Below are 19,929 nucleotides of genomic sequence, written 5' to 3' on the forward strand. Positions count from 1 at the left end.
CGCGGTCGGCGCGGCGGGCGCAGGCCGGCTCGCGCCAGCCGCGCCCGGCGCAGGATCAGCGCGCGGAGATCGGCACGGCCGCGAACTGGACGAGCTTCCCGCGCCGCACCTTGAGGAGGGCGACGGACCCGTCCTTGAGCTTGGCGATGGCCGCCCGGAGGCCGGCGACATCCTTCACCGGGGCGCCGTTCACCTCGAGGATCACGTCGCCCACCTCGACCTCCTGGACCTTGCTGCCCGAGGCGAACCCGTCGACCCGCACACCGCCGCCCGGGGCCTCGGAGACCTGGATGCCGAGCTTCTCGGCGCTCAGCTGGCGCTCGGGCCGGGCGCCCTGGCTCGGCCGCGCGCGGCCCGCCGCGTCGCCCTCCTCGTCCTGGAGCGCGTCCAGCTTGGCCACGACCTGCTGCTGCTTCTGGGCGCGCACCAGCGTCACCGCGATCTCCGAGCCGGGCGCGTTGCGCGCCACGTTGCGCCGCAGCTCCTCGGCGTGGTGGATGGGGACGCCGTTCACGTTCACGATCACGTCGCCCGGCTTGATGCCGGCGCGCGCGGCCGCGCCGCCCGGCTCGACCTCGGCGACGAGCGCGCCCCGAGGCCCGTCGAGCTGGAGCGCCGCGGCGAGATCGCGCGTGACGGGCTGGAACAGGAGGCCGAGCTTGCCGCGCTCGACGAAGCCCTTCTCGCGGAGCTGCGGGAGCACGTCCTTCAGCGCGTCGATCGGGATCGCGAAGCCGATCCCGTTCGCGCCCGCCCGGATCGCGGTGTTGATGCCCACGACCTCGCCCCGCCAGTTGAACAGCGGGCCGCCGCTGTTGCCCGGGTTGATCGACGCGTCGGTCTGGATGAAGTCGTCGTACGGCCCCGCGCCGATCGCGCGCGCCTTCGCGCTGACGATGCCGAGCGTGACCGTGTGGCCGAGCCCGAAGGGGTTGCCGACCGCGAGCACGTGCTCGCCGACCCGCAGCTGCTCGCTCGCCCCGAGCGGCGCCACAGGCAGGCCGCTCGCGCCCTTCAGGCGGAGGAGCGCGAGATCGAGCTTGGGATCGCGGCCGACGACCTCGGCCTCGAACTCCCGCTCGTCGGCGAGCCGCACGCGGACGCCGGAGGCGTCGTGGATGACGTGCTCGTTCGTCACGACGTAGCCGCTCGGGTCGATGATGAAGCCGGTCCCGAGCGCCGTCTGCGTCGGCTGCTGGCCCCGCGGGTTGAGCCGTCCGCCGCCTTGCGGACCGAAGAAGTACTGGAAGGGGTCGAGCCCCTCGGGCCCCTTGACCTCATGTGTCGTCGTGATGTTGACGACCATCGGCTTCACCCGGTCTGACAGGGCGGCGACATCGAAGGTGGCCGGCACCGGCGCCGTCGCCGGCGGGAGCGTCACGGTCGCGACCGGCGGCGCCGCGGCCTGCGGCGAGGCGGCGGCCTGGGTGGAAGGAGGCGTGGCGTGGGCCTGTTGACCGCAACCGCCGATGGCCAGCGCCGCCGCCGTGAGCAGCGCGAGGGCCGAAGCGCGAGGGCGATAGGAAACCGCTTGAATCATGAAATCTCCGTCGAGCAGTCGAAGGGTCCTGCGATCGACGAACATGGGACCGACTGCGTTCATTCCGCCGCACCAAGAACGCCGCAGCCTCGGCTGACAAGCGCGCTCTCCTCGGCCCGTGCGAGCGGGCGCCGCGCCTGCCTGCCCGTCCATGGCGGCACGCGCGGCACGCGCCGCACGCAGCCGCGCGGCGGTGTTCGTCGAGATTTGAGCCGCGCGCTCGGCAAGGCTGCTAGGGTGCGCGCTCCTGGAGGCGAGCGATGGCGAGCGATGAGGGCCTGCTGCGAGGGCGCAAGATCGGGTTTCTTGGCGGCGGAAACATGGCGGAGGCGCTCATCCGCGGCCTCGTCCAGGGGGGCGCCGTGGGCGCGGAGCAGATCCGCGCGAGCGATCTCAAGAGCGAGCGGCTCTCCTTTCTCCGCGGGCGCTACGGCATCGAGACCACCGAGGACAACGAGGCGCTCTGCCAGTGGGCCGACGTCCTCGTCATCGCGGTCAAGCCGCAGATCGTCGATCGCATCCTCGCCCCCATCTCGTCGGGGCTCGGCCGCTCGGACGTCGTGATCTCGGTGGCGGCCGGCGTGCCGATCGACGCCATCGAGGCGCGCCTGCCCGAGGGAGCGCGCGTCATCCGCAGCATGCCGAACACCGCGGCGATCGCGCTCGCCGGCGCCACGGCGATCGCCGCCGGCAGCCACGCCACGAGCGAGGACGTCGAGATCGCGCGGACCCTGTTCCAGGCGGTCGGCCGCGTCGTCGTGCTCGACGAGTCGCTGCTCGACGCGGTGACCGGCCTGTCGGGCAGCGGCCCCGCCTACGTCATGCTGATGATCGAGGCGCTCGCGGACGGCGGCGTGAAGGTCGGCCTCGGCCGGGACGCGGCGCTGCTGCTCGCGGCGCAGACGGTGTACGGCGCCGCCAAGCTCCAGCTCGAGACCGGCGAGCACCCCGGCCGCCTGAAGGACATGGTGACGAGCCCCGGCGGCACGGCCATCGCGGGGCTCCACACGCTGGAGGCAGGCGGCCTCCGCCGCACCTTGATCGACGCGGTGGAGGTGGCGTCCAACCGCTCGGCCGAGCTGGGCGCCCAGATGGCGCAGAAGCTCCGCCGCACCTGAGCCTGACGAGGAGCGGGCCTGTCCCCGAATGCTGACCACGAGCAGGGGAGCAGCGCGCCACGCGCAGTGTCACCGCCGGAGCTTGGCCTTGAAAGTACAGGGCACGACGCTCCATGGCATGGAGTCGCGCCGCCCGTTCTCCGACCTCAGTGTTGGCGTTCGGCCGGCTCTTGACTATGTTCGCCGCGTCGCAGCGGGACAGGCGATCGCCGGCGGACGGGGAAACCCGGCCGCGGGAGGAAAGTCCGAGCTCCGCAGGGCAGGGTGCCGGGTAACGCCCGGTGAGAGCGATCTCGAGGAAAGTGCAACAGAGAACAGACCGCCGCGCCGCGCGCTCCGCGAGGGCAACGAGCCTCCAGCCCGGATGGGCTGGGCTCCGAGCCTCCGCGGGCTCGCCGCGCGGCAAGGGTGAAACGGCGGGGTAAGAGCCCACCGCGCCCTTGGCAACAAGGGCGGCACGGCAAACCCCACCTGGAGCAAGGCCGCGTAGGGAGGCGTCCGCGACGGCGACAGCCGCCGCGGCAAGGGTTGCCCGCCCCAGGCCTCCGGGTTGGCTGCTTGAGGCGCGCGGCGACGCGCGTCCTAGAGGAATGATCGTCGGCGCGAGGGGGGCGACTCCCCGCGCAACAGAACTCGGCTTACGTCTCCTGCGACCACGAAGCTCCGCCCCGGCGGGGCTTCGTGCTTTTGTGCTCGCCCGCCGCTCACCTGTGGCAAGTCGCTACGCCGCCAGCGGCTGGAGGCGGTCGCGCAGCTTCTTCTTGGCGCGCGCCTCGAGCTGCCGAGCCCGCTCGCGCGACACGCCCAGGCGACGCCCGATCTCGGCGAGCGACAGCTCCTCCTCGGGATCCGCCATCATCCGCGTCTCGACGATGTACCGCTCGCGCGGGTCGAGGTTCTCCACCGCCTGCGTCAGCCGCTCCCGGAGCAGGGCCCCCTCCTCCGCGCGCGAGAAGCGCTCCTCCTGGTCCTGATCGTCCGCGGGCAGCGTGTCGACCAGCGACCGGGCGCCGTCCTCGAACACCTTCGTGTCGAGCGAGACGTCCCGGGCCTCCAGCCGGTGAGCCATCTCCAGCACCTTCTCCGCGGGCGCGCCGAACTTCTCGGCCAGCAGCCGATCCCCCTCCTCCCCCTCGCCCACGAGGCCCGCGATGCGCGCCCGCTCCCGCCGCAACCGGAAGAACATCTTCGAGCGGAGCGGGCCCGAGCCCACGCCGACCAGGCTCCAGGAGTGGATGACGTGGTTCAGGATGTACGCCCGGATCCAGTAGGCCGCGTAGGTCACGAAGCGGTTTCCGCGGTCCGGGTCGTACTTGCGGATCGCGTGGACGATCCCGAAGTTCCCCTCCGCGATGAGGTCGGCGAGCGGGATCCCGTATCGCCGGTAGCTGATCGCTATCGAGACAACATGCCTCAGGTTTGCGAGCGCGAGCGCGGCTGCGGCCTGCTCGTCGCCGTGGTCCCGCCACCGTCGAGCGAGCTCGACTTCTTCCTCGCGCGACAGCTCCGGGATCTGCCGAACATGCGTGATGTAGCGCGAAACCGCGCTGGCCTGATCTCGGGACGTTTGCACAGGGTTTCCTTCGAGGTCCGAAGACCCCGGTTCGGTTGTTGAGGCCGGCCGACGCCGGACCCCGTCTCCTGCTGTCGAGGTCGGCCGGGGCCGGGCCTCGATCGCGTTGATCGCTTCGCCGGCACTTGCCGCCGACGTGGTTGGTTCGAGATTCCGAAGAGAGCAGCCCACCCAGGCTGCGATGCAGCTGGCATGCCGCCCCGGGCGGGCAGCTTGTACACCATGGCTGCGAAGCGCTGGCGCACGCGGCTCGGGCGCGCCCGTGCGAGGCACGAGCCAAACCGAAGGCGCTAGAGAGCCAGGAGGGCCGCGATGCTCCGGGCAGACGCGCTCACGCGGCCCGTGTGCATCTCGCGTAGGCCGCCCGGGAGACGGGCGGCGCGAGCGAGGACGGAAGCGGCACCCGCGAAGAGAGCGGGCGCCCGATCAGACGGAATCTGACGGAGACGAACGGAAACGAACGGAAACGAACGGACTCAGACGGAGAACGAGGAGCCGCAGCCGCAGGTGCTCTTCACCGACGGGTTGCTGAACTTGAAGCCCGAACCGTGGAGGCCTTCCACGTAATCAATCTCCGTGCCGTCCAGGTACTGGAAGCTGAGCGGGTCGATGAAGAGCTTGATGCCCCTGTCCTCGAACTCCTCGTCGAACTCCGTCGGCTTGTCCTCGAAGTACAGGTCGTACGAGAAGCCGGCGCACCCGCCGCCCACGACGCGCAGGCGCAACCCCTGCCCCAGCAGCTCCTCCGCTGTCGCGATCTCCATCACCTTCTCGGCTGCCTTCTGCGTGATCGTGATCATCCTGGAATCTCCTCTGCGTGCTTTGTCGGCGGGGGACGGCAGGTCCTGTCTCTGACGGGGCGCTCGCCCCGCCGGAAGGCGAACCGTGCGGTGAGCCCGGCCGGCCGTGCCCTGGGGTGGGGTGCTCAGGGCTCGCCAAAGATACGCACCTTCAGCGATGTCCGCCAGTGCCTCAGCCGGAGCGGCGTCAGGCGGCGCCCTGGCCGACCGTTCGTCCAGGGATGACCACCTGCGCGCGGTGCGCCCCGCCCGTGCGCCCACCCCTGCGCCCAGACGCGATCGCCCGGTCGCTCATCCGGCAGCGTCGGAACGTCGCATTGTTCACAGATGAGTCCGCGGCCAGGACGGCCGCCATCGCCGCGCGCAGCCGACGCTTGACGCCGGCTGCTAGGACCGACAAGGATCAATCCGTCAATCCGGATTAGGAGATACAACTTGCTCGATCTCAGCGCCACCACCGACGGAAGCGAACGCCCCACGCGCCTCGAGGAGATCCTCGAACACCGGATCCTGTGCCTCGACGGCGCGATGGGCACGATGATCCAGCGCTACCGCCTGGGCGAGGCCGACTACCGCGGCGAGCGCTTCCGCGATCATGCGATCGAGCTCAAGGGCAACAGCGATCTCCTCGTGCTGACGCGGCCGGACGTCATCTCCGAGATCCACGGAGCGTACCTCGACGCCGGCGCCGACATCATCGAGACGAACACCTTCACGGGCACCTCGATCGCCCAGGCCGACTACCGGCTCGAGTCGCTCGCCTACGAGATCAACCTGACCGCGGCCCAGATCGCCAGGAAGGCGGCCGACGCGTGGACGGCGCGCACGCCCGGCAAGCCGCGCTTCGTCGCGGGCGCGATGGGGCCGACGCCGAAGACGCTGTCGATCTCGCCGAGCGTGAGCGACCCGTCGTTCCGCGCCGTCGGCTTCGACGAGCTGCGGCGGGCGTTCGCGGAGCAGGTGCGCGGGCTCGTCGACGGTGGGGTCGACGTGATCCTCGCCGAGACGTTCCTCGACACGCTGAACATGAAGGCGTGCCTCGTCGCGATGGAAGAGGTCTTCGCGGAGAAGGGGCGGCGCCTGCCGATCCTGCTCAGCGTGACGATCACCGACAGGAGCGGCAGGACGCTCTCCGGCCAGACGATCGACGCCTTCTGGACGAGCGTGGAGCACGCGAGCCCGCTCAGCGTCGGCCTCAACTGCGCCCTCGGCGCGAGCGACATGCGGCCGTACCTCGTGGATCTCGCGAAGCTCGCCCGGGCGCGGGTGAGCTGCTACCCGAACGCGGGCCTCCCCAACGCGTTCGGCGAGTACGACGAGCTCCCGGAGACGACGTCACGGCTGCTCGCGGAGTTCGCGGAGAGCGGGCTCGTGAACATCGTCGGCGGCTGCTGCGGGACAACGCCGGATCACATCCGCGCGATCGCCCGGGCGACGGCGGAGCTGCGGCCGCGGCCCGTGCCCGCGGAGCGCGACGGCTTCGGGCGCTTCGCCGGCCTGGAGACGCTCGTCATCCGGCCGGACACGAACTTCCTAATGATCGGCGAGCGGACGAACGTGACCGGGTCGGCCCGGTTCATGGAGCTCATCAAGAAGGGCGACTTCACGACCGCGCTGGAGGTGGCGCTCGATCAGGTGCGCGGCGGGGCGAACCTCCTCGACGTGAACATGGACGAGGGCATGCTCGACTCCGAGCAGGCGATGACGACCTTCCTGAACCTCGTCGCCACCGAGCCCGAGATCGCCCGCATCCCGATCATGGTCGACAGCTCGAGGTGGTCGGTCATCGAGGCGGGGCTCAAGTGCATCCAGGGTAAGGGGATCGTCAACTCGATAAGCCTCAAGGAGGGGCCGGAGGACTTCCTCGAGAAGGCGCGCGCCGTGCGGCGCTACGGGGCGGGGGTCGTGGTGATGGCCTTCGACGAGATCGGCCAGGCCGAGACGGTCGAGCGCAAGGTCGCGATCTGCCAGCGCGCGTACAGGCTGCTCACCGAGGAGGCGGGCTTCGATCCGCAGGACATCGTCTTCGACCCGAACATCCTCGCGATCGCGACCGGCATCGAGGAGCACGGCGATTTCGCGAAGAGCTTCATCGAGGCGACGCGGATCATCAAGGCGACCTGCCCGGGGGCGCGCGTGAGCGGCGGCGTGTCGAACCTGTCGTTCTCATTCCGCGGGAACAACGTCGTCCGCGAGGCGATGCACTCGGCCTTCCTGTTCCACGCGATCCGGGCCGGAATGGACATGGGCATCGTGAACGCGGGGCAGCTCGCGGTCTACGAGGACATCCCGAGGGATCTGCTCGAGCGGGTGGAGGACGTCCTCTTCAACCGGCGCCCGGACGCGACCGAGCGGCTCGTCGAGCTCGCCGAGCAGGTGAAGGGCAAGGGCAAGAAGAAGGAGCTCGACCTCGCCTGGCGCGACGGCCCGGTCGAGGAGCGGCTCTCGCACGCGCTCGTGAGGGGGCTCGTCGACTTCATCGAGGCGGACGTGGAGGAGGCGCGGAGGAAGTACGAGAGGCCGCTCTCCATCATCGAGGGGCCGCTGATGGACGGGATGAAGATCGTCGGCGAGCTGTTCGGCGCCGGGAAGATGTTCCTGCCGCAGGTGGTGAAGAGCGCCCGCGTGATGAAGCGCGCCGTCGCGCACCTGCTGCCGTTCATGGAGGCCGAGAAGGCCGCCGGGGGCTCGTCGTCGCAGGGGAAGGTCGTGATGGCGACCGTGAAGGGCGACGTGCACGACATCGGCAAGAACATCGTGGGCGTGGTGCTCGGGTGCAACAACTACGAGGTGATCGACCTCGGGGTGATGGTGCACCAGGACAGGATCCTGGAGGCGGCGCTGCGCGAGGAGGCCGACATGATCGGGCTGAGCGGCCTCATCACGCCGTCGCTCGACGAGATGGTCAGCGTGGCGCGCGAGATGGAGCGGCGCGGGATCCGGCTGCCGCTGCTCATCGGCGGGGCGACGACGAGCCGGCAGCACACGGCGGTGAAGATCGCGCCGGAGTTCAGCGGGACGGTGGTGCACGTGCTCGACGCGTCGCGGGCCGTGGGCGTGGTGTCGAGCCTGCTCGATCGGGCGAACCGGCCGGCCTTCGACGCGCAGAACCGGGAGGAGCAGGCCCGGCTGCGCGAGCTCTTCGCGAGGAAGCGGGCGAAGCCGCTCGTGACGCTCGCCGCGGCGGACGGGGGGCGGCTCGAGATCGCGTGGCGGCCGGAGGACATCGCGAGGCCGTCGTTCACGGGGCGCCGCGCGGTGGAGGTGCCGCTCGAGGAGGTCGCGAGGTACATCGACTGGACGTTCTTCTTCACCGCGTGGGAGCTCAGGGGGCCGTTCCCGCAGATCCTGGAGCACCCGCAGTACGGCGAGGCGGCGCGCGAGCTGTTCGATCACGCGCAGAAGGTGCTGCGGCGGATCGTCGAGGGCCGCCTGCTCACGGCGCGGGGCGTCTATGGCTTCTGGCCGGCGAGCGGCGAGCAGCGGGACATCGTGCTCTACGCGGACGAGGCGAGGGAGCGGGAGCTCGTCCGGTTCAACATGCTGCGCCAGCAGCAGGTGAAGGGGCAGGGCGGCGCCGAGGAGGACGGAGACGGCGGCGACAAGGCCGCGGGCGGGGTAAGGCCGCACCTGTCGCTGGCCGACTTCGTGGCGCCGCGGGGGAGCGGGCTCGCCGATCACGTCGGCGCGTTCGCGGTGACGGCGGGGCTCGGGCTCGACGAGATCGTGCGCGCGTACGAGAAGGACAAGGACGACTACAGCGCGATCATCGCGAAGGCGCTGGCGGACCGGCTCGCGGAGGCGTTCGCCGAGCTGCTCCACGAGCGAGCGCGCAAGGACTGGGGGTACGGCGCGGGAGAGGCGCTGACGAGCCAGGAGCTCATCGAGGAGAAGTACCGGGGGATCCGGCCGGCGTTCGGGTACCCGGCGTGCCCGGATCACACCGAGAAGCGCAAGCTGTTCGCGCTGCTCGACGCGCCGTCGGTCGGCATCGAGCTGACGGAGAGCTGCGCGATGACGCCGGCGGCGAGCGTCAGCGGCATCTACCTGGCGCACCCGAAGGCGCGGTACTTCATGGTGGGGCGCCTCGGCAGGGATCAGGTCGCGGACTACGCGAAGCGCAAGGGGATGACGGTCGAGGAAGTGGAACGGTGGCTGTCGCCGAACCTGGGGTATGACCCAAAGGCGGCTGTCGAGGGGGAGAGCGCCGTCGTGGCGGCTTGACGACGGGCAGAAGCGGCGATGAGCCCAGGGGCGCACGTTCCCGCAGAGGGGCGGCGTCCGAGCGCGGCAGCGATCCGACGCGGCCCGCGCGACGAGCGTTGTGATAACAAGCTCCCCATGTCCGAAGCCGACTGGTTTGCGCTGAACCGCGCCGCCTGGAACGCGCGCACCCGCGTGCACCTGGCCTCGAAATTCTACGATCTGGGCTCGTTCCGGGCCGGCGCGAGCTCTCTCAAGCCGATCGAGCTCGAGCAGGTCGGCGATGTGCGTGGGAAGTCGCTGCTCCACCTGCAATGCCATTTCGGGCAGGACACGCTCTCCTGGGCGCGGCTGGGCGCCCGCGTCACCGGGCTGGACCTCTCCGACGAGGCCGTCACGGCGGCGCGAGCGCTGGCGCAGGAGCTCTCGGTGGACGCGCGCTTCGTCGAGGCCAACGTCTACGACGCCCCCGAGGCCCTCGGCGGCGAGACGTTCGATATCGTCTTCACCTCGTACGGCGTCCTCGGGTGGCTCCCGGACATGACGCGCTGGGCGCGCGCGGCCGCGGCGTGCCTGAAGCCCGGGGGCGTCCTGCACCTCGTCGAGTTCCACCCCCTCGTGTGGACCTTCGACGATGCATTCGAGCAGATCGCCCATGCCTACGATGGTCACGGGGAGCCGATCGTCACCGAGGAGACAGGCACGTACGCCGACAGGAGCGCGCCCGTGACGCTGAAAGAGGTCGGCTTCAACCACGGGATCGGGACGGTTGTGTCGGCGCTCCTCGACGCGGACCTCACGCTGGAGCGCCTGCGCGAGCTCGACTGGTCCCCCTACGATATCTTTCCGGACATGGTGGAAGGACCGCCAGGGCAGCTCCGCATGAAGAAGTTCGGGCGCCGACTGCCGCTCGTCTATGCGCTCGCGGCGCGACGGCGCGTCTGAGAGCGGGGCAAGCCCCACGCACGCTCAGGGGGTCGCCGTCCTCCGGCCGCGGCGGTCACTTGGCATCACTTGCCGTCACTTGCCGTCACGGGCACAGGACGCGCTCGTCCAGGGGGAGGCGCGGGCTGCGCTCCGGGCGCGCGAAGCTGTCGGGCGACCGCAGCACGTCGCCGAGGCGCGCGTCGGCCAGCGCCACGAGCGCGGCAGGCGCGGCGGGCAGCGGTCCGCCGCACGGGATGGGCTGCACCATCGCGTAGACCATCGGACCGCGCTGGAGGAGGCTCTCGTACAGCGCGTGGCCGAAGACGAGCGCCGCGGCCTCGCCCCGCTGCACGGCGTCCCGCACCTCGCCGGCGCAGCGCTCCAGATCCTCGGCATCGCCGAGGAGGGGCGCCTCGCGCGCGTTGTTGTAGAGCAGCAGGAGCCCGCCCTCGTCGAGGAGCGCGAGCCCGTCCAGCTCGCGCGTGCGCGCCGGGGGGAGCGCCTCCGCGCCGGGATGGATGCGCGCGGCGATCGCCCGGTGCTGGCGCGCGTGGAGCTCCGCCTTCGCGCGCGGGAAGGCGGCCCACACCAGCATGTTGAGGAAGTCGTGCCAGTTGCTCGGGCGCGTGGGCACGCAGCCCTCGACGTGGATGCGCGCGTCGTAGAGCGCCGAGGGGTCGACGGGCCCGCGCCGCCCGCGCCGGCGAGGCCGCGGCTTTTGCTCCGCAAAGCGCACGGGGAACCCCTCGCCGAGCGCCCGGTTGTAGTCCTCGACAGGCGGCCAGCCGGCGCACCCCGCGAACGCCTCGGCCAGGGGGCGGATCGGCCAGTACAGCCGGCTCTTCTCGTAGAAGAGCGGCTCCCAGGGAACGGGGGTGCTCCCTGGCGCGCCGCTCGGGTGCGGCGCAGCTCGGCCGGCGGCGCTCACGCGGCGCAGCGTAAGAGCAGCGCGGCGAGAGCTCAAGCCGCGCGCAAGGCGGCGCCGGGACGCGCCGAGCGCGCGGCGGCGGCCGCGCGCCGGGACCCGGGCCGCCGGCCGCCCGGCAGGCCCGCCCTGGACCGAGCGCACGGAGCTGGACAACAGGGCGCCGGTGTCCCGAGACTCCCTGTCTCAACTCACCCAGTTCCCCTGGATATCCATGCTCGCCCTCATGCAGCCATCACGCAACGAGAGCTCGCGCCAAGCCTGGAGTGATGGCCGTTCGCCACGGACGTCGCCGCAGCGGATCTGCCCCCACGCCCGCCGCCCGCGTGTCATCCTCAGATAACGAGATGGCTCGCCTCGAGGACCGCCTGCAAGAGAACGCCCCCGGCGATTACTTCGTCGACCGGTCGTGCATCGACTGCGACGTATGCCGCCAGCTCGCCCCCTCGGTGTTCGTGCGCGCGCCCGCCGTCGAGCAGAGCATCGTCGCTCGCCAGCCCGCGACGCCGGACGAGCACTTCCGCGCGGCCATGGCGCTGGTGTCGTGTCCGACCGCCTCCATCGGCACCTCCGCACCGGCGGCGGGGATGGCCGCCGCGACCTCCGCCTTCCCCGAGCCGATCGACGAGGATGTCCATTATTGCGGCTATACCTCGTCGTCCTCCTTTGGCGCGGCGAGCTACCTCATCGTGCGACCCGAGGGCAACGTGCTCGTCGACTCGCCCCGCGCCGCCAGGCCGCTCACGAAGCGCATCCGCGAGCTCGGCGGCGTCCGGACCCTGGTGCTCACCCACCGCGACGACGTCGCCGATCACCGGATCTTCCGCGACAACTTCGGGTGCGATCGCGTGATCCACGAGCACGACATCGACGACGGAACAGCGCTCGCCGAGGTGAAGATCAAGGGGCTCGACCCCGTGGCCCTCGCGCCCGATCTCACGTTGATCCCCGTCCCGGGCCACACGCGGGGCAGCGTCGCGCTCCTCTTCCGGGACCGGTACCTCTTCACCGGGGACCATCTCTTCTTCTCCGGCGAGCTCGGGCGACTCGACGCGTCGCGCGACGTCTGCTGGTATTCCTGGGCGGAGCAGATCCGCTCGATGGAGCGCCTCCTCCAGCACCGGTTCACGTGGGTCCTGCCCGGCCACCACCGCCGGTACCGCGCTCCCTCCGAGGACGCCATGCACGCCGAGCTCGCCGAGCTCATCGATCGCATGAAGATGGCGTGACACGCGCACGGGCCCATGCGCGTTGACGTGCGCGCGCTTCGGCGAGCGGCCCGCCTCGGTCCGCCGGGCGCCGTGGTACGATCGCGTCCCTGATGACGCCGGACCTCATCGTTCGCGGGTTGCGGGTGGTCACCGGGGGCGCCGTGCGGCCGGCCTCGGTGCACATCCAGGGCGGCACCATCGTCTCCGTCGCCGGCTACGACGAGCTGCCGGAGGGCTGCCCCGTCGTGGACGCTCGGGGCGCGGTGGTGATGCCCGGGCTGGTCGATGCGCACGTGCATATCAACGAGCCCGGGCGGACCGAATGGGAAGGCTTCGAGACGGCGACGCGCGCCGCGGCCGCGGGCGGCGTCACGTCGCTCGTCGACATGCCCCTCAACAGCATCCCGCCGACGACCACGGTCGCGCACCTCGAGAAGAAGGCGCGCGCGGCGGAGGGCCGGTGCCTCGTCGACGTGGGCTTCTGGGGCGGCGCCGTCCCGGGCAACGCGCGAGAGCTGGTCCCGCTGCTCGAGGCCGGCGCGCTCGGCTTCAAGTGCTTCATGGTCGACTCGGGCGTGGCGGAGTTCGGCCACGTCGCCGAGGCGGACCTCAGGGCCGCGCTCGAGGTGCTCGCGGGCACGGGGGCGCCGCTGCTCGTCCACGCCGAGCTCCCCGGCCCCATCGACGCGGCGCGCGCGGCGATCGCCGGCCTGGATCCGCGCACGTACGCGGCCTACCTGCGCTCGCGCCCTCGGGAGGCGGAGGACCAGGCGATCGCCCTGCTCGCGTCGCTCTGCCAGGCGACGGGCGCGGCGGCGCACGTGGTCCACCTCTCGTCGGCCACGGCGCTCGACATCCTGCGGCGGGCGCGCGACGGCGGCGCCGCGCTGTCGGCCGAGACGACGCCGCACTACCTGCACTTCGCGGCCGAGGAGATCCCGGACGGCGCGACGCCCTTCAAGTGCGCTCCGCCGATCCGGGAGCGGCAGAACCGCGAGGAGCTCTGGGCCGCGCTCGCGGGAGGCCTCATCGATTTCGTCGTCTCCGATCACTCCCCGTGCACCCCCGAGCTCAAGCGGCTCGAAGCCGGCGACTTCGACGCCGCCTGGGGCGGGATCTCGAGCCTGCAGCTCGGCCTGTCGATCGTCTGGACCGACGCCCGACGCCGGGGCATCCCGCTCGAGCGGCTCGCGGACTGGCTGTGCCGCGGGCCCGCGAGGCTCGCCGGATTGCGGCGCAAGGGGGAGATCGCGCGCGGGTTCGACGCCGATCTTGTGCTCTGGGATCCCGACGCCAGCTTCCGGGTCGAGCCGCCGACCCTCCAGCACCGGCACAAGGTGACGCCGTACGCCGGAGAGGAGCTCCACGGCGTCGTGGAGGCCACCTACCTTCGCGGCGAGAAGGTCCATGAGCGCGGGAGCTTCCCCGCGGAGGCGAGAGGGCGATGGCTGAAGCGAGAGGGGTGACGGGGCCGGCGTTCACGGAGGCGCTCGATCTGGCCTCGGAGCGCCTGGGCGGCGCGGTGCTCGCGGCGAACGACGAGTTCTTCGCGCCGAAGGAGAACCTGCTCAAGGCAGGGAAAGCGGTGTTCCTCGAGCACGAGTACACCGATCGCGGGAAGTGGATGGATGGCTGGGAGACGCGCAGGCGCCGGACTCCCGGCTTCGACTGGTGCCTCGTCCGGCTGGGGCTGCCAGGGATCCTCCGCGGGGTCATCGTCGATACGGCGTTCTTCCGGGGCAATTACCCCGAGCACTGCTCCATCGAGGCGTGCGCGGCGCGGCCCGACGCGCGGGTCGAGGACTTGCTCGACCCACGGACGCACTGGGTCGAGATCCTGCCGCGCTCGCCGCTGGCCGGCGACGCGCAGAACGCGTTCGAGCTGAGCAGTTCTTCGCGGTTCACGCACCTCCGCCTGAACATCTACCCGGATGGAGGCGTGGCGCGGCTCCGGGTGCACGGCGACGCTCTCCCCGACGTTCGCCGGCAGGGCCGCCCGGGCGCGGAGATCGACCTCGCGGCCGCGGAGAACGGCGGGCGCGTGCTCTCGTGCAGCGACATGTTCTTCGGGGTGCGCCATAACCTCATCATGCCCGGCCGGGCGGCGAACATGGGAGACGGCTGGGAGACTCGGCGCCGGAGGGGGCCCGGGTACGACTGGGCGCTCGTGGCGCTCGCGGCTCAGGGCGAGATCGCGCGGATCGAGGTCGACACGAACCACTTCAAGGGCAATTACCCCGACAGCTGCATGATCGAGGGGATCGACGCGGCGGGGCGCTCCGCGGCGGAGCTCGCCGGCGCGGGCGAGTGGCGGGAGATCGTGCCGCGGACGAAGCTCCAGGCGCACACGCGTCATCTCTTCGAGGAAGAGCTCCGCGCGACGGGGCCGTTCACGCACGTGCGCCTGAACATCTATCCTGACGGCGGCGTGAGCCGGCTCCGCATCTTCGGCAACGCGACCCGGAGCGGGGCGGCCGAGCAGCGGCTCCGCTGGCTCAACGCGCTCACGGAGCCGGAGGCCGAGGCGGAGCTCCGCGTGGCGTGCGGCTCGTCGGCGTGGGCGTCGCAGATGGCGGCGGCGCGGCCGTTCCGCGACGAGGAGCACCTCTCCGCGGCGGCGGCGCAGGCCTTCGCGCGGCTCGCGCCGGAGGACTGGCTCGAGGCGTTCCGCGCGCACCCCCGCATCGGGGAGACCAGGCCGCAGGCGGAGGCCGCGGAGGCGAGCGCGACGGCGAGGCGCTTCTCCAGCCAGGAACAGGCGGGGATGAGCGCCGCGGCGGTGGATACGCGGGAGGCGCTCGCGCGCTTGAACCGCGCCTATGACGAGAAGTTCGGGTTCATCTACATCGTCTGCGCCACCGGGAAGAGCGCGGACGAGATGCTGGAGGCGCTGCGCGCGCGGATCGAGCACACGCCGGAGCAGGAGCTGCCCATCGCCGCGGACGAGCAGCGGAAGATCACGGCGATCCGGCTGAACAAGCTCCTGTGGGGCGGATAGAGCCCCGGGCGCGGCCCCCGAGGAGGGAGCGCGCCGGGCGGAGGGAGCGCCGGCACGTCGGGTGTCCGGGCGTGGGCGCTCAGCGCGAGAGCTGGCCTCGCAGCGCGCCGTCGGGGAAATCGGCGGTGCGCACGGCGACGTAGTACCTCTCTGGATCACCGAGCAATGCGCTCAGATCGTCGCGGGCCGCGCTCACGCAGCCGCTGGAGCTGCCGCCGGTCGGCGGCATCAGCGTGATGATCCCGCGTCCCGCGCGGCCGGCGGAGCCCTCGTGGATGCGCGCCGCGGTCGCCGGCGCGATGCCGGCCACCGCGAGGTCGAAGCAGACCTCGCCGCGGTCGAGATCGAGCGTGACGCGCGCCGTGCCGCTCCCCTTCGGGTCGCCGGGGCCGGGCACTTCGTCTTGCCCCGTGAGCGCCGCCGTGAGCGAGCGGACCGGGCGCTCAGGCAACGCCGCGCGCGCCAGCGCCGTCGCGAGGAGGACGGCGCCCAGCGCGAGCATCGTGAGGTGTTGCATGTCTCCCTCCTGCACATCACGGGGATGCGCGATTCGAGGGCGCCACGAAGAGCAAAGGCGACGCCGCCCGCGCGCCGCGAGCCGCCCCGCACGTCGGTCGATCGCGGGGGCGGCGAGGAGGCCGCGACGGACACGGCGATTCGCCCCGATCGCCGAGGCGCGCTGGAGAGAGACAGAGGCGGACAGCGGACCCGGATCGGCACACGACGCGGAGAATCGGCGTCGCCTGCGCGAGGTGGCAAGGCGGCCGGTGCTCCACACGGGCGGACAGGCCGCGGGCGCGGCCAGAGCAGCGGTGGAGGCATCCGCATGAGCACGCCCGGTCCGTCGCGGGCGGGGGCTCAGGGTTGACGACGAGTCCGCCTTCTGCCAGGAGACGGACGCGCGCGAGGCGCGCAAAGAGCACGGCGGAGGCACACGATGAGCACAGAGATCTCGAAGACCGACAACGACGACTGGACCATGCCCAAGCTCATCGCGCTCGCGTTCACGACGCTCCTCGTGGCCTTCTCGGTCATCTACCTCATCTCTCCCTGAACGGCGCGCGTTCGCCCGTTCCCCGGCGCGCGCCGGCCCCACGAAGGGCGGCGCGCGCTACAGCTTCCTTGCGCAGCGCACGCCGAGCGCGTCCGTCACATCGGTCGGGTCCCAGCCTGTCCGCAAGCGAGCGGAGAGATCCTGCGGTCTAGGCTGCCACCAGCTGCCGCCGCGGATCACCCGCGCGGAGCCGCGCTCGACGTTCGCGCAATCACGGCACGGCTGGGGGTACGTCCCCTCGAAGTCCAGGGTCCACTCCCACATATTCCCGGCGAGGTCGGCCTGCCCCCACCGGCCATCACCCCTCGGCGATCTCGATCCGACGACGGCGCTGCCCGTCATGTCGAACACGGCGTAGGTCGAGTTCGGAAGCGCGTTGCCCCACGGATACGCCCGCTGCTCGCTCCCGCCAGCCGACGCGTAGTCCCACTCCGCCTCTGTCGGGAGCCGCCCGCCGTCCCAGGCGCAGAAGGCGAACGCGACGAACCAGCTCACGCAGCTGATCGGCTTGAGCTCGTTCCCGCCCGCGTCGTCGGTCCACGAGTGCAATCCCGGGTTGCACTTCAAGTCATCCCTCAGCGCCGCCTGGCTCGCGGGCAGACGGGAGTCCCACGCAGCGTCCCAGCCGCTCCGCACGATCGCCGGGTGAGCTCCAGCGCCGGCCGCGGGTCGGCTCGCGGGATACGCCTCGACGAACTTGCGGAACCGTCCGACGGTGACCTCGTAGCGATCCAGGCGCAGGTCGCTCACCTCCGCCGGATACGCCGCGTCGTCGCTCCGCTCGTACCGGCCACCCGGAACGCGCGGGCTCGCGCAGCAGGGCTGGTTCCGATCCGGCCCGCAGGCCTCGCCCGCCCCGGTCTCGCCCAGGCGGCAGCTCGGCGGCAGGATGCACCGGCCCGCGCCGCACCACCCAGCGCAACCGGCAAGACCCCACCGCCCGTCGCTGCCGCACACTTCGATGCTATCGCCGGCGCACCGCGCCTCGTCGGGAGAGCACTCGACAGGGGTCCCCCCGCCCCCGCCTGCGTCACCGCCGCCGCCAGTCGCTGCGCCGCCGGCCTCGCCGCCACCCGTCGCCCCACCACCCGTCGCCCCACCACCCGCAGCGCCACCGCCGGTCGCTCCGCCACCGGTCGCACCGCCGCCGGTCGCTCCGCCCCCCGTCGCGCTGCTGCCAGCCCCGCCGCCACCGACCGCCGTGCCCGACCCACCACCTGCTCCGCCGCCGGCGGCGCCAGCGCCGCCGTCGCCATCGACGAAGCTCCGCACCCTCTGCTCGCAGCCCGGCCCCAGCGCGGCCATCGCGACGGCCAGCCAGCCAGCACCGCGCCGGCGATCCCGAGCTTCACCCGAACGAATCCGTAGAGCGCCCACAGTTCACCTTCACAGTCGCCCACCGACGGGCACCCGCCATCGTATCATGTGGGACACCTGCTTCACCCCGCCCGACCGTCGACCTCGCTGCGCCTCCGGGCGCACCACGGACGGCAGGCGCACGCGTCGCGCTCGCCGCGCGGGACGGCGCTCTCGGGCGGATGCGCGCTCAGCTGCCTCGGTACGTGGTGTAGCCGTGAGGGCTGAGCAGCAGCGGGACGTGATGGTGCTGCGTCGGGTCCCGGATCTCGAAGAGGATCGACACCGTGGGATAGAAGCTCTCGCACCCGAGCGCCGCGTAATAGGCGCCTGTGTGGAAGGTGAGGCGGTAGCGGCCCTGGAGGGGCCGTTCGCCGGGCGGCAGCAGCCCCTTCTGCCGGCCGTCGCCGTCGGTCGTGCCCCGTCCGACCTCCCGGTAGCCGCCGTCGTCGCCGACCTCCAGCACCACCAGCACGCCGCTCGCCGGGCAGCCCCGTGACGTGTCCAGCACGTGCGTCGTGATCGCGCTCATCGGTCCTCCTCGCCGCTCGGGCCCTCCGCGAACCGGGCCATTCCGGTGCTCTCCTATCACGCGCTCCGGCGCGCCACGATGGCTTGAAAGGATCGGCCCCTGAGCTCGTCCGGCGTGAGGCCGGTCCTCTCCGCCGCCTCGCCCTCCGTCATCGCCCCCGCGCCGATCGCGCGCAGGAAGAAGCCCAGGAGCCCCTGCCCCGTCGCGGCGTCGTCGAACACCGTCCCGGCGACGGTCGCCTGGGCGGCCCGCTCGACGAAGCTCCGCAGCCGCGCGGCGGCCGCGTCGACGCCCTCCAGGAAGAACGCGTACGTGGCGGCGTAGCGGACCGGCAGCTCCGCGGGGTGGAGGTCCCAGCCCTGGTAGTAGCCGCTCTCGAGCGCGCGGCGAACCTGCCCGTACTTCAGCCGCCACGCGCCCACGACCGCGCGACGGTTCTCCTCGCTCTGCTGCGGCGTGAGCGGCGCGCCGCCGGGGCGCGCGCGGTGCGGGCCGACGGGCAGGAGGTTGCTCGCGCCGTCGGACAGCCAGAGCCCCGAGCCGGCCAGCGCGACCTGCATCACGTGCCGCGCGAAGTCGCACGCCGGGTGGGCGAGGCGCTGATGGGCGGCCGTGATCTCGCAGCTCGCCGTGTAGTCATAGGCCCCGAAGTGCGCCGCCACGCATCGCCCGCGGGCCGCCTCGACCAGCCCGGGCAGCGCGATCTCCCCGCGCGGGCCGATGATCGACGCCGGCGTCTCGACCATCAGCTCGATCCGGATCGAGCCGGCCGGAAGCCGCAGCGCGCCCTCGAGCGCGTCGAGGGCGTCGGCCAGGGCGGCGACCTGCTCGGGCGCGACCACCTTCGGCAGCGTCACCGCGAAGGCGGGCGGGAGCGCGCCGCCCGACGCGGCGATGAGCGCCGAGAAGAAGACGTCGAGCGTCCTCAGGCTCCGCTCGGCGCACCCGTCGCCGAGCGGCTTGATCCTGATCCCGAGGAACGGCGGCAGGCTGCGCGCGGCCATGCCGAGGGCGACCTCGCGCGCGGCGGCGGCGGCGTGCGCATCCTCCTCGTTCCCGGGGCGCACGCCGTAACCGTCCTCGAAATCGATGCGCAGGTCCTCCACGGGCTCGCTGCGGAGCTTGTCGAGCACGCGCGCGTGCACCGCGTGCGCGAGCCGCGCAGCCCCGGAGGCGCGCTCGGCCGCGGCTCCGCCCGCCTCGATCGCGGCCGCGAGCGCGAGGGCGTCGGCGCGCCCCTCCGGGAGCCCCTCGGCCCCCGGCAGGCCGATCGCCCGCGCGAAGGCGGCGAAGTCGGGCGCGTGCTCCTCGACGGCGCGGAGGGCCACCGCCCCGAGCTTCCGGGCCGTGTCGGCCTTGAACAGGTGGGCGCCGCCGTAGACGGTGTGGACCGGCTGGCGCGCGCCCGTGCGGTCGAAGACAGAACGCCCGCTGCGGAGGCGCGAGAGCGCGCCGCGCAGCGCTTCGGAGGAGAGGCTCGTCTGGAACATGGTGTGCCTTCAGCGGGTAGGGCGTACACGAGATGCCGCCTGACTCGGCACGTCAAGTGGCGCTCGCGCTCCTCGCGAGGAGGCGCCATGATGCGACCCGCGCCGCTCGAGCGAGCGCGAGGAGCGCCGCGCGCGGCGGCGCTGGCGAGGGCGGCGGCACCGGCGCCGCCGTTGCGCGCGCAGCGCTCGGGGTGTATCCGTC

General features: G+C 72.2%; 14 protein-coding genes and 1 other RNA gene. 7 read left to right on the plus strand and 8 right to left on the minus strand.

Annotated features, from left to right (window positions below; all coding sequences use genetic code 11):
• Nucleotides 1–55 precede the first annotated feature (55 nt).
• Nucleotides 56–1,603, minus strand: a complete 1,548-nt coding sequence (locus WME95_RS32555) for a Do family serine endopeptidase (RefSeq protein ID WP_437903251.1) — start codon at nt 1,601–1,603, stop codon at nt 56–58.
• A gap of 197 nt (nt 1,604–1,800) precedes the next feature.
• Here WME95_RS32555 and proC point away from each other — a divergent pair, with 197 nt between their 5' ends.
• Both proC and rnpB read left to right on the plus strand, forming a co-directional pair.
• Nucleotides 1,801–2,658, plus strand: coding sequence for a pyrroline-5-carboxylate reductase (proC, locus tag WME95_RS32560; RefSeq protein ID WP_437903252.1), 858 nt, complete (start codon nt 1,801–1,803; stop codon nt 2,656–2,658).
• 190 nt (nt 2,659–2,848) lie between these two features.
• Nucleotides 2,849–3,313: RNase P RNA component class A (gene rnpB, locus WME95_RS32565), an RNA gene on the plus strand.
• Between the two features lie 66 nt (nt 3,314–3,379).
• Here rnpB and WME95_RS32570 read toward each other — a convergent pair.
• Both WME95_RS32570 and erpA read right to left on the minus strand, forming a co-directional pair.
• The gene (locus tag WME95_RS32570) at nt 3,380–4,231 is read right to left on the minus strand and encodes a sigma-70 family RNA polymerase sigma factor (RefSeq protein ID WP_012238497.1); all 852 of its coding nucleotides are present in this window, start codon (nt 4,229–4,231) and stop codon (nt 3,380–3,382) included.
• Nucleotides 4,232–4,707: 476 nt separating this feature from the next.
• Nucleotides 4,708–5,031, minus strand: a complete 324-nt coding sequence (gene erpA / locus WME95_RS32575; RefSeq protein WP_437293785.1) for an iron-sulfur cluster insertion protein ErpA — start codon at nt 5,029–5,031, stop codon at nt 4,708–4,710.
• A gap of 435 nt (nt 5,032–5,466) precedes the next feature.
• Here erpA and metH point away from each other — a divergent pair, with 435 nt between their 5' ends.
• Together metH and WME95_RS32585 are read left to right on the plus strand one after the other, a co-directional pair.
• Nucleotides 5,467–9,255 (plus strand): methionine synthase, encoded by a 3,789-nt coding sequence (metH, locus tag WME95_RS32580; RefSeq protein WP_437903253.1) that lies wholly within the window; start codon nt 5,467–5,469, stop codon nt 9,253–9,255.
• 117 nt (nt 9,256–9,372) lie between these two features.
• The gene (locus WME95_RS32585) at nt 9,373–10,179 is read left to right on the plus strand and encodes a class I SAM-dependent methyltransferase (RefSeq protein WP_437903254.1); all 807 of its coding nucleotides are present in this window, start codon (nt 9,373–9,375) and stop codon (nt 10,177–10,179) included.
• Nucleotides 10,180–10,264: 85 nt separating this feature from the next.
• Here the strand turns inward: WME95_RS32585 and WME95_RS32590 are convergent, their stop codons facing one another.
• On the minus strand, nt 10,265–11,089 hold the full coding sequence (locus WME95_RS32590; RefSeq protein ID WP_437903255.1) for a DUF3025 domain-containing protein: 825 nt from the start codon (nt 11,087–11,089) through the stop codon (nt 10,265–10,267).
• 344 nt (nt 11,090–11,433) lie between these two features.
• Here WME95_RS32590 and WME95_RS32595 point away from each other — a divergent pair, with 344 nt between their 5' ends.
• The 3 genes from WME95_RS32595 to WME95_RS32605 all read left to right on the plus strand — a co-directional run bounded on the left by WME95_RS32595 (nt 11,434) and on the right by WME95_RS32605 (nt 15,295).
• Nucleotides 11,434–12,315, plus strand: coding sequence for an MBL fold metallo-hydrolase (locus WME95_RS32595; RefSeq protein ID WP_437903256.1), 882 nt, complete (start codon nt 11,434–11,436; stop codon nt 12,313–12,315).
• Nucleotides 12,316–12,407: 92 nt separating this feature from the next.
• Nucleotides 12,408–13,763 (plus strand): allantoinase AllB, encoded by a 1,356-nt coding sequence (allB, locus tag WME95_RS32600; protein ID WP_437903257.1) that lies wholly within the window; start codon nt 12,408–12,410, stop codon nt 13,761–13,763.
• Nucleotides 13,742–15,295 (plus strand): allantoicase, encoded by a 1,554-nt coding sequence (locus WME95_RS32605; RefSeq protein ID WP_437903258.1) that lies wholly within the window; start codon nt 13,742–13,744, stop codon nt 15,293–15,295. Before allB ends, WME95_RS32605 begins: the two co-directional genes overlap by 22 nt.
• A gap of 79 nt (nt 15,296–15,374) precedes the next feature.
• Here WME95_RS32605 and WME95_RS32610 read toward each other — a convergent pair whose 3' ends face one another.
• The 4 genes from WME95_RS32610 to WME95_RS32625 all read right to left on the minus strand — a co-directional run bounded on the left by WME95_RS32610 (nt 15,375) and on the right by WME95_RS32625 (nt 19,727).
• The gene (locus WME95_RS32610; protein ID WP_437542875.1) at nt 15,375–15,812 is read right to left on the minus strand and encodes a CHRD domain-containing protein; all 438 of its coding nucleotides are present in this window, start codon (nt 15,810–15,812) and stop codon (nt 15,375–15,377) included.
• Between the two features lie 594 nt (nt 15,813–16,406).
• Nucleotides 16,407–17,654 (minus strand): formylglycine-generating enzyme family protein, encoded by a 1,248-nt coding sequence (locus tag WME95_RS32615; protein WP_437903259.1) that lies wholly within the window; start codon nt 17,652–17,654, stop codon nt 16,407–16,409.
• A 241-nt stretch (nt 17,655–17,895) separates the two neighbouring features.
• Nucleotides 17,896–18,237, minus strand: a complete 342-nt coding sequence (gene uraH / locus WME95_RS32620; protein WP_437903261.1) for a hydroxyisourate hydrolase — start codon at nt 18,235–18,237, stop codon at nt 17,896–17,898.
• A gap of 56 nt (nt 18,238–18,293) precedes the next feature.
• Complete coding sequence (locus tag WME95_RS32625) at nt 18,294–19,727, minus strand: DUF6986 family protein (RefSeq protein ID WP_437903263.1); 1,434 nt, start codon at nt 19,725–19,727, stop codon at nt 18,294–18,296.
• Nucleotides 19,728–19,929: the final 202 nt, after the last annotated feature.

The sequence above is a fragment of the Sorangium sp. So ce327 genome (assembly GCF_051530205.1).
Taxonomy (GTDB): Bacteria; Myxococcota_A; Polyangia; order Polyangiales; family Polyangiaceae; genus Sorangium; species Sorangium cellulosum_B.

Bases quoted from the DNA above. Each gene is read 5' to 3' on its own strand.
- WME95_RS32555 (WP_437903251.1), bottom strand. From the start codon at position 1,603: ATGAACGCAGTCGGTCCCATGTTCGTCGATCGCAGGACCCTTCGACTG.
- proC (WP_437903252.1), top strand. From the start codon at position 1,801: ATGGCGAGCGATGAGGGCCTGCTGCGAGGGCGCAAGATCGGGTTTCTT.
- erpA (WP_437293785.1), bottom strand. From the start codon at position 5,031: ATGATCACGATCACGCAGAAGGCAGCCGAGAAGGTGATGGAGATCGCG.
- WME95_RS32585 (WP_437903254.1), top strand. From the start codon at position 9,373: ATGTCCGAAGCCGACTGGTTTGCGCTGAACCGCGCCGCCTGGAACGCG.
- WME95_RS32595 (WP_437903256.1), top strand. From the start codon at position 11,434: ATGGCTCGCCTCGAGGACCGCCTGCAAGAGAACGCCCCCGGCGATTAC.
- allB (WP_437903257.1), top strand. From the start codon at position 12,408: ATGACGCCGGACCTCATCGTTCGCGGGTTGCGGGTGGTCACCGGGGGC.
- WME95_RS32605 (WP_437903258.1), top strand. From the start codon at position 13,742: ATGGCTGAAGCGAGAGGGGTGACGGGGCCGGCGTTCACGGAGGCGCTC.
- WME95_RS32610 (WP_437542875.1), bottom strand. From the start codon at position 15,812: ATGCAACACCTCACGATGCTCGCGCTGGGCGCCGTCCTCCTCGCGACG.
- WME95_RS32615 (WP_437903259.1), bottom strand. From the start codon at position 17,654: ATGGCCGCGCTGGGGCCGGGCTGCGAGCAGAGGGTGCGGAGCTTCGTC.
- uraH (WP_437903261.1), bottom strand. From the start codon at position 18,237: ATGAGCGCGATCACGACGCACGTGCTGGACACGTCACGGGGCTGCCCG.
- WME95_RS32625 (WP_437903263.1), bottom strand. From the start codon at position 19,727: ATGTTCCAGACGAGCCTCTCCTCCGAAGCGCTGCGCGGCGCGCTCTCG.